This is a genomic window from Novosphingobium guangzhouense (assembly GCF_002896965.1).
Taxonomy (GTDB): Bacteria; Pseudomonadota; Alphaproteobacteria; order Sphingomonadales; family Sphingomonadaceae; genus Novosphingobium; species Novosphingobium guangzhouense.
On record NZ_LYMM01000050.1, the window covers coordinates 1 to 16382 of the forward strand.

Consider the following 16382-nt stretch of genomic DNA (forward strand, 5'->3'; position numbering starts at 1 on the left):
TGCGGGCGCGCGAAGCCCACCGCAAGGAAGAACGGCTGCGCGCCGCCCTTGAGCGCATCGAGGCGACCGATGGCATAGTCCGCCGTGCGTCCGTCCGCATAGGCGTCGTCGGGCACGTCGGGGTCTTCCCAGGCGACGCCCTTGGGCAACGTGCGCGAGAATTCCCAGACGTCCTCGTGCGGCAGTTCGAACTCGTTGAACAACGCCTCCTCGCGCGTGTGGCCCACCGCCAGCGCCTCGGGCGAGACGTATTCGATGACGTGGTCCTTGTGCGGCGGGACGGAGAAGCTCTGCGGGTCGCCCACGGTGCCGTGGCCGATGTGGAAGACCTTGCCCATGCTTTCCGCGCGGTAGCCCGCCTTCATGAAATACTGCGGCAGCGTCACCGTGTTCGGCATGAAGTCGCGCAGGTTCATGCCGAAATCGTAGATGCCCGAGGACGTCGAACGCGCCCCGCTCATCAGGTTGAGGCGGCTGGGCGCGCAGACCGCCTGGTTGGCATAGGCAAGGTCGAACCGCGTGCCGCGCGCGATAAGGCGGTCGATGTTGGGCGTGATCGCGGTCGGATCGCCGTAGCCGTGGATCGCGGGCTTGAGGTCGTCGATCAGGATGAAGAGGATGTTGGGGCGAGCCGCCGCCTGTGACTGCGATGCGGCCGGAGCCTCCTTCGCGAAAGCCTGCGGCGCGCCGGTCAGCATCGTGAATGCCAGCAACGAGGTGACGGCGCGGCGCGTTCTTCTGCCAAGGTTCATGCGCATTCCCTTTCGTATTTCATCCCGTCGACGACCCGTGGCCGCCCTTACAGCTTGCCCCGCACGCCGAACACGAAGCGGCGGTCCGCGGCGCGGTACTGCCCGATCGGGCCGTCCGCGAAGATGGCGCGCCCGATGCTCGGCTCGTTGGTCAGGTTGATCGCGGAGAACGTGACGGCGAACCGGTCGTTCACGTCGTAAGAGACGCTGGCGTTCACCTGTGCGCGGTCGTCCTGATACCACGGCAGGTTGTTGCTGAGGTCGGTCGCCTCGGTCCGCAGGAACGGATCGCGCTTCGTATAGCGCACGCGCACGTTCAGGCCGTATTTTTCGTAGAACAGCGTGATGTTGTAGTTGTTCTTCGAAAGGTCGCGCAGGGGCAGGGGAAGCACCGCCGCCGTGCCGCCACCCGCCACGATGCCGGGCACCGTGAAGGTCGCGTCGCGCTTGCCGTCCTGATAGGTGTAGTTGGCGATGACGCCGAACCCGTCGAGGAAGCCCGGCAGGTAGGTGAAGCTGTGCTGGAAGGCCACTTCGAGGCCCTTCAGCGTCGCGCCGCCCGCGTTCTGCGGCTGGTTCACGCCCACGCACTTGCCGACGTTGCCGGTCAGGTCCACCGCCACCGGGTTGAAGATGCCGGTGGCGCAGTTGCTGGGATCGAAGGGGCCACGGGCAGGGTCGATGAGCGTGGGCGAAATCGCCACGGTCGTTACGAGGTCATGGTACTTCTTGTAGAAGCCGCCGATCGACAGGATCGAATTGCGGTCGAAGTACCATTCCACCGCCGCATCGAACTGATCCACGGTCTGCGGCTTCAGTTCGGGATTGCCGGTGCCGACATAGACGTCGCCCACCAGCGGGAAGTTCACCGAAGGCGAAAGCTGCGCGAAGTCGGGGCGACGCATGGACCGGCCGTAAGATGCGCGCACGATGACCTTGTCCATCGGCTCGATGGAGAGCATCGCGCTCGGCAGCCAGTACTTGTAATTCTTCCTGTCGACGATCTGCGAGATCACGCCGCTGGAGATCGCATTGCCGATGGTGGTCTGGTCGGTGCTGACCCAGCGCACGCCTGCATTGCCACGTACCGCCATGCCCGCGATCTCGGTATCGAGGTTCGCCTTGGCATAGAGCGCGACGGTCTTTTCTTTCACCCGGAAGCTGGCGGCGTAATCCTGCGGTGCGACTGGCAGCAGGCCGAACGCCTGACGCGCTGCGGTCGGATCCTGCGTCACCGACGCCGGCACGACGAAGCCGCCGATATACTGGTATCGGGTGTCGGCGAATACGTCGTTCTGCGCGATGTCGAACAGCTCAGGGCGCTGCGCGGCGCTGAAGCCGGGGAACGTGCGCGAAGCCTGGGTGAAGCGGTCACGCTTCGAATTCGATTGGTTAAGGCGGGTGCCGAACTCGATCGAGCGCAGCGGACCAAGGTCCGCATCCCACTTCAGGTCGAGGCGCTGGGCGTTCTCGATGTTGCGGAACCGCGTCTCGTTGTCGCGCGCGATGAACGCGCTCCAGTAGGCGGGGTTCGCCTTGTTGGCCCACAGCGGGCTCGACGGATCGGGCGCGAAGTAGAGCAGGTCGTCGGTCATCTCCAGGATCACCGGCGGGCTGATCTTGCCGCGTTCGTTGTTGAAGTTGGGGCCGGTCGGGTCGCTGTACTGCGACACCATCTCGAAGCCCGCCTCGTCGCTGGTGGACCCGGCGCGGCTGGCCTCGAACTTCACGTTGAGCGCACCCTTGGTCCATTCGCCGCCGACGGCCGCGATGTAGCTTTCGGTGAAGCGGCTGGGGCTGCTGTTGCGCGAACGCAGGCGGGTGTCACCTACGAGGCCGCTGGTCATCAGGCTGTAGTCGAACCCGCCCGAACTCATCGGGTCGATCTGCGCCTGCGAGAGATAGGGCAGTTCCGAGATGTCGCTGGGCTGGTGAAAGAAGACGCCGTATTCCGCGCCCGTCACCGACTGGTCGATGTACGTGCCGTCGACGAAGAGCTTGAGTTCGGGAGATGCCTGCCACTCGATCGAGCCGGTGAACGACTTGTTCTCGCGGTCGCGTACGGTGTTGAACTGCTGCGCATAGTTGGGGCGCAGGTACGGATCGCTGGTGCCGTCGCCGTCCAGATCCACCGTGGTGCGCGCGGCGTAGCGCACGTTCAGCGCATCCTCGCGCACGGTCTGCTTGCTGTAGCCGGCGGACAATACTACGCCGATCTCGCCGATGCCGGTGTCGAAGCTCTTGCCGAAGACGGCGGAGATGCGCGGGTTGTAGCTTTCGGAATACTCGGCATATTCCATATCGGTGCGGATCGAGGCGATCGGCGCCTTGAGGCCGAGGCCCTTGTAGGTGCGCAGGTCGACGATGCCGCCCACCGAACCTTCAAGCTGGTCCGCCGTCGCCACCTTGGTCACCGCGACCGAGGCGATAAGTTCGGCCGGAACGTCGCCGAAGCTGATGCCGCCGCGGCTGTCGCCCGAGGGCGTCGTGGCGCGGCCGTTGATGAGCACAAGGTTCTGCGACGAGCCGCGGATCGAGACGTTGCTGCCCACGCCCTGCGCGCGGTCGATCTGGATGCCGGAGATGTTCTCCAGCACTTCGGCAAGGTTCTGGTCGGGCAGTTTGCCCACATCATCGGCGTTGATGACGTCGACGATGTTCACGGTGTTGCGCTTTTCGCCCAGGGCGTTCGCCAGCGAGGCGCGAATACCGGTTACGACGATGTCCTGGCCCGCCTCGGGCTCCGCCAGTGTCGTCTCGGTGCCGTTCTGTACATCCTGCGCGCACGCCATACCGGCATTGAGCGCGGCAAAACCGGCTCCGAGCATGAGGATGCGACGAGCGCCCCTGGAATTCAGCATCGAACTTCCCCCATTTCCGACACCGGGATGCGGCGGTCGGTGAATGCCGGCCACTCCCGTTGTCGGGTTGTGGCGCAGCCGTTGCGGCCTGATAGGCAACGAAAAGAACGGGCCTCAAGTATTAATATTATAAATACTAACCTTTGAGCGCACGCTTCCGATCCTGGCCTAAAAGTAAGGCTTTTCCGACATATTGGCCTGTCACTTACCGCTGGCTTCGAGGCGCGGAACGCCGATCGCTTCCGGATCGCCGATGTCGATGGGCACGAGACCGAAGTGCATCCGCCACGGGGCGGTCACGTCGTTTCCGAACATGGTGTACCAATACCGGCCCTCCTTGTCCCTGAACGGCGTCCCGTGCCCGCCATGCGGCGCCCCGATCCGGCGCTGGCTGTACGGCCCCATCAGGGTCTTCGAGGACGCATACATCATGTCGTAAGTGCCGTCCGTACGCAGCGGCCCGTTCCACTCCGCGCCGGTGAGGAAATAGACGCCGCCGACCTTGATGAGTGCATTGCCTTCGTAGCCCACCGCGTCGCCATCCACGTCCACCAGCTTGCGCACCGGTCCGTCGAAGCCGCCGCGCGCGGCGTTGAGTTTGCCGATCCTGCCCCCGCCCCAGAGCAGGTAGAAGCCGTCCTCATCCTCGAACGGGAAGCCGTCAATTCCTTCGACGAGAAAGCTCTTCGCAGTGTTCGCATAGGGCCCTTCCGGCTTTCCGCTGGTCGAGCGGTAGAGCCAGGTCTTGCCGCCGACGCCGCGTTCCATGACGGAAAAGGCGAGGTAATAGGTCTTGTCGCGCGCGCTCCAGTGGATTTCCGGCGCCCAAAGTTCGGCGACATGGTCCTTGAAATCGTAACCCATGCCTTCCCAGTGGAAGACGAAACCTATGTCTTCCCAGTGCTCCAGATCGGCAGAACGCCACAGTTTCACGCCGCCGTCCGGGCGCTGCTTGCCGAAGCCGCCGAGCGTGCCCGCCAGGTAGTAATTGCCGTCGCCGCCCAGCGTGACCGATGGGTCGCGGATTGTCTCGCTGGTGACCAGCGGATGGCGGGAGGCGACTGCGCTGTCTTCCGTGATGACGGAGGCGGCCTGCCGCAGCCGGCCGTCAGGTGCACGTTCCAGCGGGAGGAGCCCGACCTGCTCGCAGAACAAGGCAAAATCATCCTCGCAGCGCGGGTTGTAGACCGTAGCCAGCGTGCCGTCATCGAGGCGGAAGATCGAGGGTTTCCCGGCATGAGGCGCGACCAGCATCCGCATCGAGAATGGGCCGTAAGGCGTCGGTCCTTCGGCGACGAACACGTCTTCGGTCGCGGTGCGCAGGCGGCCGGTGACTTCGCTGGCGGCAAGCAGGTAGCGGTCGTCATCGCGCAGCATCATCGCCCCGCGCCGACCCACCCGCGTGCGCACCGGCCAGTCCTTTCCGACCGGCGGATGCTTGGCGAACAACGCCTGATCGGGTTTGAGGAAGCGAGGCGTCTCCGCAAGCCCGGCATATCCCGGCGCGAGCTTCACGATCATGCCGCCACCCCACAGGAGGTAGCCGGTGCCGTCCTGGTCGATGAACAGCGATACGTCCTCGGCCCCGTCGACGAGGCAGGGAGAAGCAGTGAACGCACCCTGCGGACTGGCCGCCGATCCTGTCGCTATGCGAGCGCAGCCGCTCTTGTCGGCGAAGGCCAGGTAGAGCCGGTCTTTCGCCACGGTGACGGACGGGGCGATATAGCGCTCGGCAACGTCGCCGGGAACTATGCCGGGGCCGGTGATCCGGGCGGGGCCAAGGTTCTTCCAGTTCCTGCCGTCCGGGGAGGTCCACAGTTCGACGCCATGCCGATCGCCGTTGCGCAAGGTCGTGCCGGTCAGGATCCAGCCGCCGCCCGGCAGCCGCGCCATCGAGGCATCGCCGATGGAGCGCGCGTCGAACACGGTCTTGACCGGCTTTGCGTCGGCGGCGGGCATGACCGCAGCGTTGCGGTCCATGGAAGGATGGTCGAGGAAGATGTCATCCGCGACCTTGGCCGGGACAGCGGCGAAAGCGAGGGTCGGAACGATCAGGGCGGCGACGCCGCTGAGCAGGGTCTTCTGCAACGTGTCAGTCCTTCTGTTCGGCGATGAAATCGTCGATCCATGCATAGTTGGGCGCGGCGCCTCCATCCGTGTCGGGCTGGATGGTCCGTCCCGCGAAGACGCTGTTGAGCAGCCAGGGCGTCTTGTTCGGTCCCCATTCGGCGGACATCGAACGTCCCTGCTTGAACCCGTAGGTGGCGACGGCCAGCCGTCCGGTGTCGCGGAAGATTTTCATCTGGTTGCGGATGTAGTGCCTGCGCGTCTCGAACCATGGGCTGAGGCGCAGGAAGTCATCCCACTGCGCCTTGGGGAACGGCGCCTTCAGCGCGGCCGCGATGACCTGCCAGTTTTGCGTGCCTGCGGGCAGGTTGTACTGCGTGGCATAGGCAGGAGACACAGCCTGTTTCATCTGTTTCTTCCACCACCAGACGAGCGAAAATTCGGTAACGGTGAACTTCTGATCTGGCCGCATTCGCGGGAGGATGTAGTCGAGGAAGGCGCGCGAATCCGCGATATCATCGATGTGCGGATGGATGTTGACGCCGTCGAGTTCCGGCGTCGCCTTGACGAAGGCAAGCCAGCGCTCGGTCGTGGGGGTGCGCCAGTCCGGCTTTTCGAGCTGGTTGAGCGCCCCCATGTACAGGCGCGTCCTGCAACGAGTGCCGCAATGATCGCGTCGCCGGTCGATGACTCGTCTTGCGATCGCCTCGTAGAAGACGTTGAAGTCCTCGTCCCAGTCTTCGCGGCGGCTTTCGATGAAAGGCTCGTTGCCGATGACGAGGATGTCGACCTTGCCCATCACCAGCGGAAGCACGGCATCGACACGCGCCAGTTCCCGAGCCATCGCCGGGGAGCCGGGTCTGGGGAAATCCTTGCGATTGTACGGGAACTTGAGCGTCAGCATGGTATGATAGCCGCGCTGCCCGACCTCAAGAATAGTTCGCACGGCGCCATGCTGCGCGGCGCCTGCATCGACCTGCGGCATCGGCAGGAAGATACGCACCCAACGCGTATGCGCCCTTTCGAGATCGCGATAGTCCACGTCCTCGAAATGCTCGTTGTAGTTGGCGCCCAGCGCCGCCTGTGCATGGACCGTGGAGGGCGCGGCACCCGCCAGAAACAGGGCGAGCACGCCCGCACCCGTGTCCTTCAGATATCCCATCGTTTGCTCCCTTGAATGTTCATTATCGGCTATCGGCGGGTTCAGGGACGGCTGCGTCCTCCCCGTTCGATCCTGTCGAGCCAGGCCGCCAACTGCGCCGCGCGCCGTGGCTGCGAAGCGGCGAGGTTCCTGGTTTCGCCTGGATCGTCCGCAAGGTTGTAGAGCTGGTCTTCCGGCCGAGTACCGATGGGGTTGCCATGGAATTGCTGCGGCTTGACGCTGCGGCGGATCAGTTTCCAGTCGCCCGCCCGGATCGCCAGTATGCGCGAGCCGCTGCTGGAGACGGTAGCGCCGGTCGTCACCATGAGCTTGGTGTCCTCGACCACGTATTCACGCCCCCTGTCGGTCTGGCCGAGAAGCGGCGCAAGCATGTCGAAGCTGTCGACGGCCGAAGCATGGGGCAGTTGCTGCCCGACAAGCGCCGCAAGCGACGCGATCATGTCGACATGATCGACCAGTGCGGATGAAACGTGACCCGGGCGAACGTGCCCCGGCCAAGCGGTTATCATCGGAACGCGGGTTCCACCTTCGAGAATGCTGTATTTTCCACTGCTGAAGGGGCCTGCGGGACGATGCGCTCCGGCGAGTTCCACGGCCCTGTCCTCGTATCCGTCGAAGAGGATCGGGCCGTTGTCGCTGCTGAAGACGACCATCGTGTCCTTCGCGATGCCAAGCCGGTCTAGGGCGCGCATGACTTCTCCAACCGTCCAGTCGAGTTGGAGGATGGCGTCGCCGCGCGGACCCATGCCTGACTTCCCGACGAAGCGCGGGTTGGGCGCGCGCGGTACGTGAGGTTCGTTGACGGCGTAGTAGAGAAAGAACGGCGCGGCCCGCTTTGCGGAGATGAAGTCCACCGCCTTTTCCAGCAGAAGGTCGCTCAGGTTCTCGTCGTTCCACCGCGCGGCCTTGCCGCCCGTCATGTAGCCGATGCGGCTGATACCATTGACGATGGTGTTCGAATGTTCCGGATCGGCGCCGTAGCGGAGCATTTCGGGATGCTTGGCGCCGGTCGGCTCGTCGCCCATTTTAGCGCCGTAGCTGACCGCGATCGGGTCGTTCTGGTCGAGATTTGCCACCCGGCGCCCGTCGATGAGCACGGTAGGCACCCGGTCAAGCGTCGCCGGCATGAAAAAGCCATGGTCGAAGCCGATGTCGAGTGGCCCAGGACCGATCTCTCCATTCCAGTCGACCTTTCCATCGCCGAGGCCAAGGTGCCATTTGCCGACGAAACCGGTGTTGTAGCCGGCCTGTTTCAGCATGGCGGGCAGCGTGTAGCGGCCGGGTCGGATGAGCGCGGGTGCATCGCCCGGCAAGATTTGGGTGCCGGAGGCTCGCCACGGATAATCGCCTGTCATCAGCGCATAGCGGGATGGCGTACACGTAGCGGAAGGCGAGTGGGCGTTTACGAACCGTGTACCCTGTGCCGCCAAGCGATCGATGTTTGGCGTATGGATCGTCGTTGACCCGTAGCAGCTGAGATCGCCGTATCCGAGATCATCCGCATAGACGACGACGATATTTGGCTTTGCAGCAGTGATCGCGGACATCGCTTTCGATGCAACAACGGCAGCTGCGCCTGCCAGCAGGAGGCAGCGACGGGTGATCTTTGAGTTCATGCTTCTTTAGAAACTCGTGCGGTGGCTTTGCGAATTAACATAGACCTATAAATATGATAAAAAAGTTTGACAATACAAATACAGGCATGGCAGCCTTTTGGTGTCGGGCGAGAATGCGCCTTGAACAGAACAAATTTGGGATCATGCGCGGCGCCGCGTCGGCATGAGAGTACGAGGACAGCATCCATGCCAGCCGACCCCGGCGAAGCCGCCTTCATCCGGCGGCGCGACTTTCTGCGTTGCGCTTCCGTAGGCGCGATCGTCGCCTCGGTTGCGACGCCTGCCATGTTGCAGGGGGCGGCCAGGGCGACTACCTCGAAGCCGGGCGCGGGCGGGCGCAGGCCCAATGTGATCCTCCTTCTGACCGACCAGCAACCCGCAGGGCTGACCAAGCGTTCCGGCTTTCCCTTCGATACGATGCCGACGATGGACCGCTTGGCGGGCGAGGGCGTCGATTTCCGCCGCGCTTACTGCACGATGCCTGCCTGCACGCCGAGCCGCACATCCATGCTGACCGGCCGCTGGCCGTCCGCGCATCGCGTGCGGATGAACTATCAGGCCGATGCGGCCTTTTACGAAAAGGACGTGTACCAGGTCGCGCGTGAGGCGGGCTATCGCACCGGTCTGGCTGGCAAAAACCACACCTACCTCAAAAAGGACCAAGTCGATTTCTGGCGCAACTACAGTCACGAAGTCGGGGACGAGACCGGCGGCGACAAGGCGCAGAACGCGGCTTATGAGAAATGGCTCAAGGAACTGAGCTTCAACGTCTCGACCAAGCCCACGCCTTTCCCGGTCGACGTACAGTTTCCCTATCGGATCGTGTCCGACGCTATGGACTTCATCGACCAGTCCGGCACGCAGCCCTTCTTCCTGCAGGTCTCCATCCCTGAGCCGCATAATCCCGAACAGGTGCCGGAGCCTTACTGGGACATGTTCCCGCCGGCTGCTCTGCCCGAACGCGGCGCCGGGCTTGAGGCGCTTGAGAAGCTCGGCGACCGGGCGCGTTGGCTGCACCGGCTCGAAAACTATGGCTATCGCGATACCGAGAAGAACTGGCGGCGTTATGTCTCCAATTATCTCGGGATGCTGCGCCTGATTGATGACCAGGTGAAGCGGCTGGTCGGCCATCTGGAAGCCAAGGGCGTGTTGCAGGACACCATCATCGTGCGCGTCGCGGATCATGGCGACTATCTCATGAAGTATGGCCTCGGCCGGAAGGGCGTCGGCCTTCCCGAGACACTGGTGCACATCCCGATGGTCTGGCACGGGCCGGGCATTCACGATCGCGGCAAGGTGGGCGAGACCTGTTTCGTGTCCATGGCCGACGTGATGCCGACGCTGTGCGAGGCGATGGGGGCGCCGATCCCGCGCGGTATTCAGGGACGCAGCCTGCTGCCGTTGCTGCGCGGCGAAGCGTATCCCGAAGCCGAGTTTCGCAGCATTTACGCCGAGGCCGGCCTCGGAGGGCTGTACTATGAACAGAGCGACAATGTCCCTTCTTCGATAGCGGGCAAGCAGGGCGACGGTTTCGACGAACTGAACATGGTCACCCAGAGCGGCAACCAGAAGATGGTTCGCATGGGCAAGTGGAAGCTCATCTACGACATGATGGGCTATGGCCAGTTGTACGATCTCGACCGCGATCCCGATGAACTGACCAACCTTTTCAATCGACCTGAAGTGGCGGCCGAGCAGGGGACGCTGCTAGCCGAACTGCTGATGTGGACGATCCGCAACCAGGACAGCCTGCCCACCGGGCCACAGTTCCGCAAGTACCAGACCAAGTGGCCAACGCAGCACAACTGGTATGCGCCGCATCGTCACGCAGAGCCGGGAATGCCCTTCGTTCCCTGAGCCGCACTACCTTTGAAGGCGCCCTTTACCGGGCAGGCGTGGGGGCACGCCGCAGACCGCTCCGGCGGGACAATAAGCACTCAAGTCGTTAAACAGGGGAGAATTTCCAACGTGACCGCTCGTAAAGTTCGTTTGTTCCTGACTGCCGCCGGCCCGGCTCTTGCGCTGGTGACGCTGGCCGATACATCCTCGGCGCAGGAGGCGGCAGTGCCGCAGGGTGTGGGCGCCGAGGCTCCGGCAGAAGGGGAGATTGTCGTCTCGACCTTCCGGGCCAGCCTTGAAACGGCGCAGGCGGTCAAGGAGGACTCGGACCAGATCGTCGATTCGGTGGTGGCCGAGGATATCGGCAAGCTGCCCGACGTGACCGCCGCGGAATCGCTGGCGCGTGTTCCCGGCGTGCAGGTCGACTGGGCGCAGGGCGGCGCTTCGGGCGTGCGCGTACGCGGCCTGCCGGACCTGACCACGACCTACAACGGGCGAGAGATCTTCACTGCCGAAGGGCGCTCGGTCGCGTTGCAGGACTTTCCGGCCAGCACGATCGCGCGGATCGACGTCTTCAAGTCCGCCAGCGCCAACCTGATTGAGCCGGGGATCGCCGGGCTCATCGACGTGCGTTCGCGCAAGCCGCTGGATTTCAAGGGCGACCGCATCGCCGGAGGCATCAGCGGGCTGCACTGGTATCAGTCGCAGAAGATCGGACTCGACGCCAATCTGCTGGTGTCCAAGCGCTGGAATACCGGGATCGGCGACATCGGGTTCCTGATCGAAGGCTCCTATGCCGACGTGAACTTCCTCGATTCCGCACGCAACGTCAGCCAGACCATCCTCAACCGCAACGTGCAGGGGCTGGGCGTCATCCGCTACCCCTCGTTCGTCAACATCGACTACCCGACGGCCAACCGCTTCCGCCCCTCGGTCGCCTCCGCGCTGCAGTGGCGGCCGAGCGACCGGCTGGAATTCTACGCCGACTTCCTGTTCCAGGGTTTCCGGGGCAAGGGATCTGGGCGCAACCTGCAGATCAACTCGGGTGACGCGGCGGTGCTGTCGGACATCGAGTTCTTCCCCGGCACCAACCTCGTCAAGAGCATGACCGCCAGTGCCGGCGGGATCCCCACCGGCGCGCAGAACGTGATCGATGCGAAGACGGACACCTACCAGGGCGGCGGCGGTTTCATCTGGAAGGGCGACCAGCTGCGCGTCACCGGCGATGTCGCCCTGACGGACTCCACCTATACCCAGTACAGCTTCGGCATGAACTATGCGCTGCGTACGCAGCCGACGCGTCACTTCGAGTTCGACGCCGATGCGGGCGATGGCGGCGGCACCGTCACGCTATCGAACTTCGATCTGTTCGACCCGACGAACTACCGCATGTCGGGCCTTAACGAGAACGGCGTACGCAATCACGGGCGTGACGTGCAGGCGCGGCTCGATCTCGACTACAAACTCGATGCCGTCGGTATCTCCAACATCCAGGCCGGTGCGCGCTTCAATACGCGCGACGCGGAATCCTACACCTACACCCGCACCGCCACTGCGCCCGCCGGGTTGTTCTACAACACTCTGCCGCTCGACTACGCTCGAGTACCACCCGGCTTCCGGGGTGACGATGCGGCAGGCATCCGGACGTTCCTGACGCCCACCCGCGGCAGTATCGTCGAGAACATGGACACCCTGCGCGGGCTGGTCGGCTGGGCCGCCGGCCGCCCGCAGTTCGGCGATCCCGTCTACTATGGCAACGAGAAGGCCTATGCCGGTTACGTGCAGGCGCGCTACGCCTTCGATGTGGCGGGGATGCCGGTCGACGGCCTGTTCGGCCTGCGCGCGATCCGTACGGAGGACACGATCCACGGTTTCAACCGCGCCACCGCGAACGGGGTAACCACCGTCACGGCCGTCACGCGTGAGAATGCCTACAACGATTTCCTGCCCAACGTCAGCGCGCGCCTGCGGATCATGCCCAAGCTCCAGATGCGCCTAGCCTACACCCACACCCGCAGCCGTCCGGCGTTTGGCCAGCTGAATCCTTCACTCACTATCGGTGCGCCATCGACGGTCTGCAACACGGAGCCGACTTCGCCGGACTGCGTGCGCACGGCAAGCGGCGGCAATCCGGATCTCAAGCCGATCGACTCGAAGAACTACGATGCCTCGCTCGAATGGTATTTCAACCGCAGCGGTTCGCTCACCGTCGGCGCGTTCCAGCGCGACGTGGAAGGGTTCATCTCGAACTTCACCGTCGATGTCGAGGATTCCGAGTTCGGCCGTCTGCGCATCACCCAGCCGTTCAACGGCGGGAAGGGCCGGTTGCGCGGCGTCGAGGCCGGGTTCCGCACGTTCCTTCGCGCGCCCTTCCTGCCCGAATGGACGCAGGGCTTCGGCGTCCTGGCGAACTACACGTACATCGACCATGCATCGCAACTGCCCGAGGATCTCGCCGCGACGCTGCCCGGTATGCAGAAGATCGCAGGCGTTTCCAGTCATCTCGCCAACCTTGCGGCCTTCTATGAGAAGCCGGAGTTCTCGCTGCGCGTTTCGTACAACTACCGGTCAAGCTACGTCGTCAGCTATGGCCGTGTGAACGATCCGGCGCTCGGCGCGGGCGTGCTGGGGCCGACGCTGCCGGTGGTCGAGGACGGGCGCGGCATCCTCGACTTCTCGGGCACGGTGAATCCGACCGAGAGCATCACGCTGTCATTCACCGCCTCGAACATCCTGGGTGCTGCGGCGACCAACCAGCGCCAGTTCAACGCCGAGGGACAGGCTTATCCGTGGCAGACCCGCTTCCTTGAGCGCGTCTATCGCCTGGGCCTGCGTTTCCGCTTCTGAGCATCGGCGGGAGGCGGCCCGCACCTGAACGGAGATGGAGAACAGCGCATGAAGACGACGAAACGCGTGGCCCGCTTTCTGCAAAGCCTGGGCGGTGCAGCCACCGGGCTTGCCGCCTGCGTCCTGCCGGCGCAGGCGGCGGACAAGCCGCAGCCGACGCGGCCCAACGTCGTCGTGATCCTGCTCGACGACGTTGGGTTCTCCGACATCTCCAGCTTCGGCAGTGAAGTGCCTACGCCGAACATTGATGCGCTGGCGAAGGGCGGGCTGTCGTTGACCCAGTTCTACAACACCGCCCGATGCAGCCCGTCGCGGGCCTCGCTGTTGACCGGGACATACCCCCACCAGGCCGGGCTCGGCCATCTGGAGGGCGTCGACATCCCCGGATCGAAGGGCCTGCGCAGCAAGCTGCTGGACCGCGTGGTCACGCTGGCAGAAGTGGCGAAGTCGACGGGCTACTACACCGCAATGGCGGGCAAGTGGCACGTCGGCATAGGCCATGGCGTCGGCCCGTGGCAGCGCGGGTTCGACCGGTCGCTGACTTCCGCCTTCGGCTCGCTCTACTATCCCGGTCAGGCGCAGCCCCCTGCGACGCGCTTCCTGTACATCGACGGAGAAAAAGAGCCGACCCGCTCGCCACGCGTGGGGAAGGGCAGATGGTACGCTTCCGACATATTCGTCGAGTGGCAGGCGAAGTTCGTCCATGAGGCGCAGGCGCAGCGCAAGCCGTTCTTCCTCTACATGCCGTTCACCGCCGCACATTTCCCGCTGATGGCGCCGCCCGAGGACGTGGCGCGCTTCAAAGGTCGGTACATGCGCGGCTGGGAAGCGATCCGGCGCGAAAGGTTCGAGCGGCAGAAGGCGCAGGGCATCATCGCCGCCGACGCCGAACTGCCGCCGCCGTTGCCCAACACGTACGACTGGGACGAGTTGTCCGCCGCCGACAAGGACCGCTTCGACACGATGATGGCGGTCTATGCCGCCGTCATCAGCCATGTGGACCGCTCGATCGGCACGCTGGTCCGGAACATCGAGCAGGCGGGAGAACTCGACAACACGCTGATCCTGTTCATGTGCGACAACGGCGGCAATGCGGAGAGCGGCCCCGATGGCAGGCTGGCGGGCAAGGGCGCTCCGGGCAGCGCGCAGTCGAACGTCTGGGCCGGGATGAACTGGGCGACGCTCCAGAACACGCCCTTCCGGTACTTCAAGCATTTTACCGAGGAAGGCGGCATCGCGACGCCGTTCATCGCCTATTGGCCGCGCGGCATCGCACCTGCGTTGAGGGGGACCAAGGTCCGCGATCCGGGGCACCTGATCGACGTGATGCCGACGGTGGTGGACGTCACCGGTGCAGCGTATCCCGCGACGTTCGGCGGTCACGAGATCATCCCGATGCAGGGGCGTTCGATGGCCCCGGCGTTCTCGGGCAAGTCGCTGAGCCGGGACAGGCCGCTGTTCTGGGAGCACGAGGGCAACCGGGCGGTCCGGGACGGGCGCTGGAAGCTGGTCGCGCGGTTCCGGCAGCCGTGGCAGCTTTTCGACATGAACGCCGACCGCGCGGAACTGCATGACCTTGCCGCCGGAGGGCCGGACCGCGTCGTCCGCATGGCGCGCCAGTGGGATGAGTGGGCCGCCGCAAGCGACGTTGATCCGTGGGAGGAGGCTTACGACAACCATCTCAAGGGCCGCGCACGCATGAACTGGGGTGGAGCCGACACGATCCAGCGGCCCGAGGCAGTGGTGAAATAGAACGCGACACGGACGTTACCAGCAAAAATGGGGAGATATCGGATGCCAGGGTTCAGAAAGCGTCACCTTCTTCGGTCGTCGACCATGCTTGCCCTTGCGCTGTCGCTGGCAGGACCAGCGATCGCGCAAGAGGCCACCGCCGATCCGGCCGCAAGGCCCAATCTGGTGATCTTCCTGGCGGACGATCTCAGCTATGCCGATGTTCCGATCGGTGGCGACGCGAATGCGCGGACCCCGGCGTTGCAAAGACTGGCGTCTGAAGGCGTATCGTTCGACCGGGCCTTCGTCGCTTCGCCCGCCTGCGCGCCGAGCCGCGCCGCGCTGCTGACCGGGCTGATGCCCGCCCGCAACGGCGCCGAGGGCAATCACGACCGCACGAACGCCGCGATCCGCAAGCTGCCATCGTACCTGCAGGAGCAGGGATACGAGGTCGTCGCCTTCGGCAAGGTTGCGCATTACCAGCATACCGGCACTTACGGGTTCGACTATTACGCCAACGACACGTTCCACGATCACAAGGGTATCCCTGCCGCCGCAGAATGGCTCAAGGCGCGCAAGGACAAGCGGCCGCTGGCCCTTTTTGTCGGTACCAACTGGCCGCATGTTCCCTGGCCGCGCACGACCGAGGGCTATGACCCCGCTGCCATGAAGCTGCCGCCCAAGACTATCGACACGCCGATCACCCGCGATGCCCGCGCGCGCTTCTATGCCGCGGTCTCGCGCATGGACCAGGACCTTGCCGCGACCATGGATGCGGTCGATGCAGTGCTCGGTAAGGATACTTTCGTGCTCTATTCGACGGACCATGGCACCCAGTGGCCGTTCGGCAAGTGGAACCTCTACGATACTGGCACGCGGGTGCCGATGATCGTGCGCTGGGGCGGACACGTAAAGCCGGGCACGCGGACCGATGCGATGGTGAGCTGGGTGGATATCCTACCCACGCTCGTGCAAGTGGCCGGCGGCAAGGCGCCCGCGGGCATCGACGGCATTTCCTTCGCCGGGGCGCTTGGCATGGGGCAAGGGCCGGTGGGTCGCAAGGAGATCTTCACAACGCATAACAACGACGTCAGGGTCAACGTCTATCCCATGCGCAGCATCCGTACCGACCGCTGGAAATACATCGAGAACCTGCACCCCGACTGGACGTACACCACCCATATCGACCTCAAGGTGCAGCGCACCGATTCTGGCGCCTATTTCCCGTCCTGGCGTGAGGCCGCCGACAAGGATCCCGCAGCAAAGGCCGTGGTCGACAGCTATTACAGGCGTCCGGCGGAGGAACTGTACGATCTTCATGCAGACCCGGATGAGAAGCTGAACCTGGCGACCGACCCCCGTTACGCGAAGCAATTGTCGGCATTGCGCAACCGCCTGGCGGCGTGGCGCAGAGCGCAGCACGACGAAGGCGTGGTGCCGGTGCAGCCGCGACTGGAGCGTGGCCCCATGGAGGGCGAGGGCGAGTGAACTCAGTGGCAGCAGCCAA

9 protein-coding genes are annotated in these 16382 nt (G+C 64.3%); 4 read left to right on the forward strand and 5 right to left on the reverse strand.

Going from position 1 to position 16382, the window contains the following annotated elements:
- From A8V01_RS17920 to A8V01_RS17940, 5 genes are all read right to left on the reverse strand, one after another.
- Positions 1-752: sulfatase-like hydrolase/transferase (locus A8V01_RS17920; protein ID WP_170065974.1), on the reverse strand; the 752-nt coding region annotated here is incomplete at its 3' end.
- Positions 753-799: 47 nt separating this feature from the next.
- On the reverse strand, positions 800-3613 hold the full coding sequence (locus tag A8V01_RS17925; protein WP_103097530.1) for a TonB-dependent receptor: 2814 nt from the start codon (positions 3611-3613) through the stop codon (positions 800-802).
- A gap of 201 nt (positions 3614-3814) precedes the next feature.
- Complete coding sequence (locus tag A8V01_RS17930; protein ID WP_245892702.1) at positions 3815-5701, reverse strand: family 43 glycosylhydrolase; 1887 nt, start codon at positions 5699-5701, stop codon at positions 3815-3817.
- A 4-nt stretch (positions 5702-5705) separates the two neighbouring features.
- Positions 5706-6842, reverse strand: a complete 1137-nt coding sequence (locus A8V01_RS17935) for a hypothetical protein (protein ID WP_211295064.1) — start codon at positions 6840-6842, stop codon at positions 5706-5708.
- A gap of 41 nt (positions 6843-6883) precedes the next feature.
- On the reverse strand, positions 6884-8458 hold the full coding sequence (locus A8V01_RS17940) for a sulfatase family protein (RefSeq protein WP_103097535.1): 1575 nt from the start codon (positions 8456-8458) through the stop codon (positions 6884-6886).
- 186 nt (positions 8459-8644) lie between these two features.
- Between A8V01_RS17940 and A8V01_RS17945 the strand changes: the two genes are divergently transcribed.
- The 4 genes from A8V01_RS17945 to A8V01_RS17960 all read left to right on the forward strand — a co-directional run bounded on the left by A8V01_RS17945 (position 8645) and on the right by A8V01_RS17960 (position 16363).
- A complete protein-coding gene (locus A8V01_RS17945; protein ID WP_103097537.1) occupies positions 8645-10315 on the forward strand; it encodes a sulfatase family protein in 1671 nt (556 codons plus the stop codon).
- 111 nt (positions 10316-10426) lie between these two features.
- Positions 10427-13144: a TonB-dependent receptor gene (locus A8V01_RS17950; protein WP_170065975.1), complete on the forward strand. Its 2718-nt coding sequence runs from the start codon at positions 10427-10429 to the stop codon at positions 13142-13144.
- 48 nt (positions 13145-13192) lie between these two features.
- Entirely contained in the window at positions 13193-14896 is a 1704-nt protein-coding gene (locus A8V01_RS17955; protein ID WP_103097542.1) for an arylsulfatase, read from the forward strand.
- Positions 14897-14938: 42 nt separating this feature from the next.
- Complete coding sequence (locus tag A8V01_RS17960; RefSeq protein ID WP_245892703.1) at positions 14939-16363, forward strand: sulfatase family protein; 1425 nt, start codon at positions 14939-14941, stop codon at positions 16361-16363.
- Positions 16364-16382: the final 19 nt, after the last annotated feature.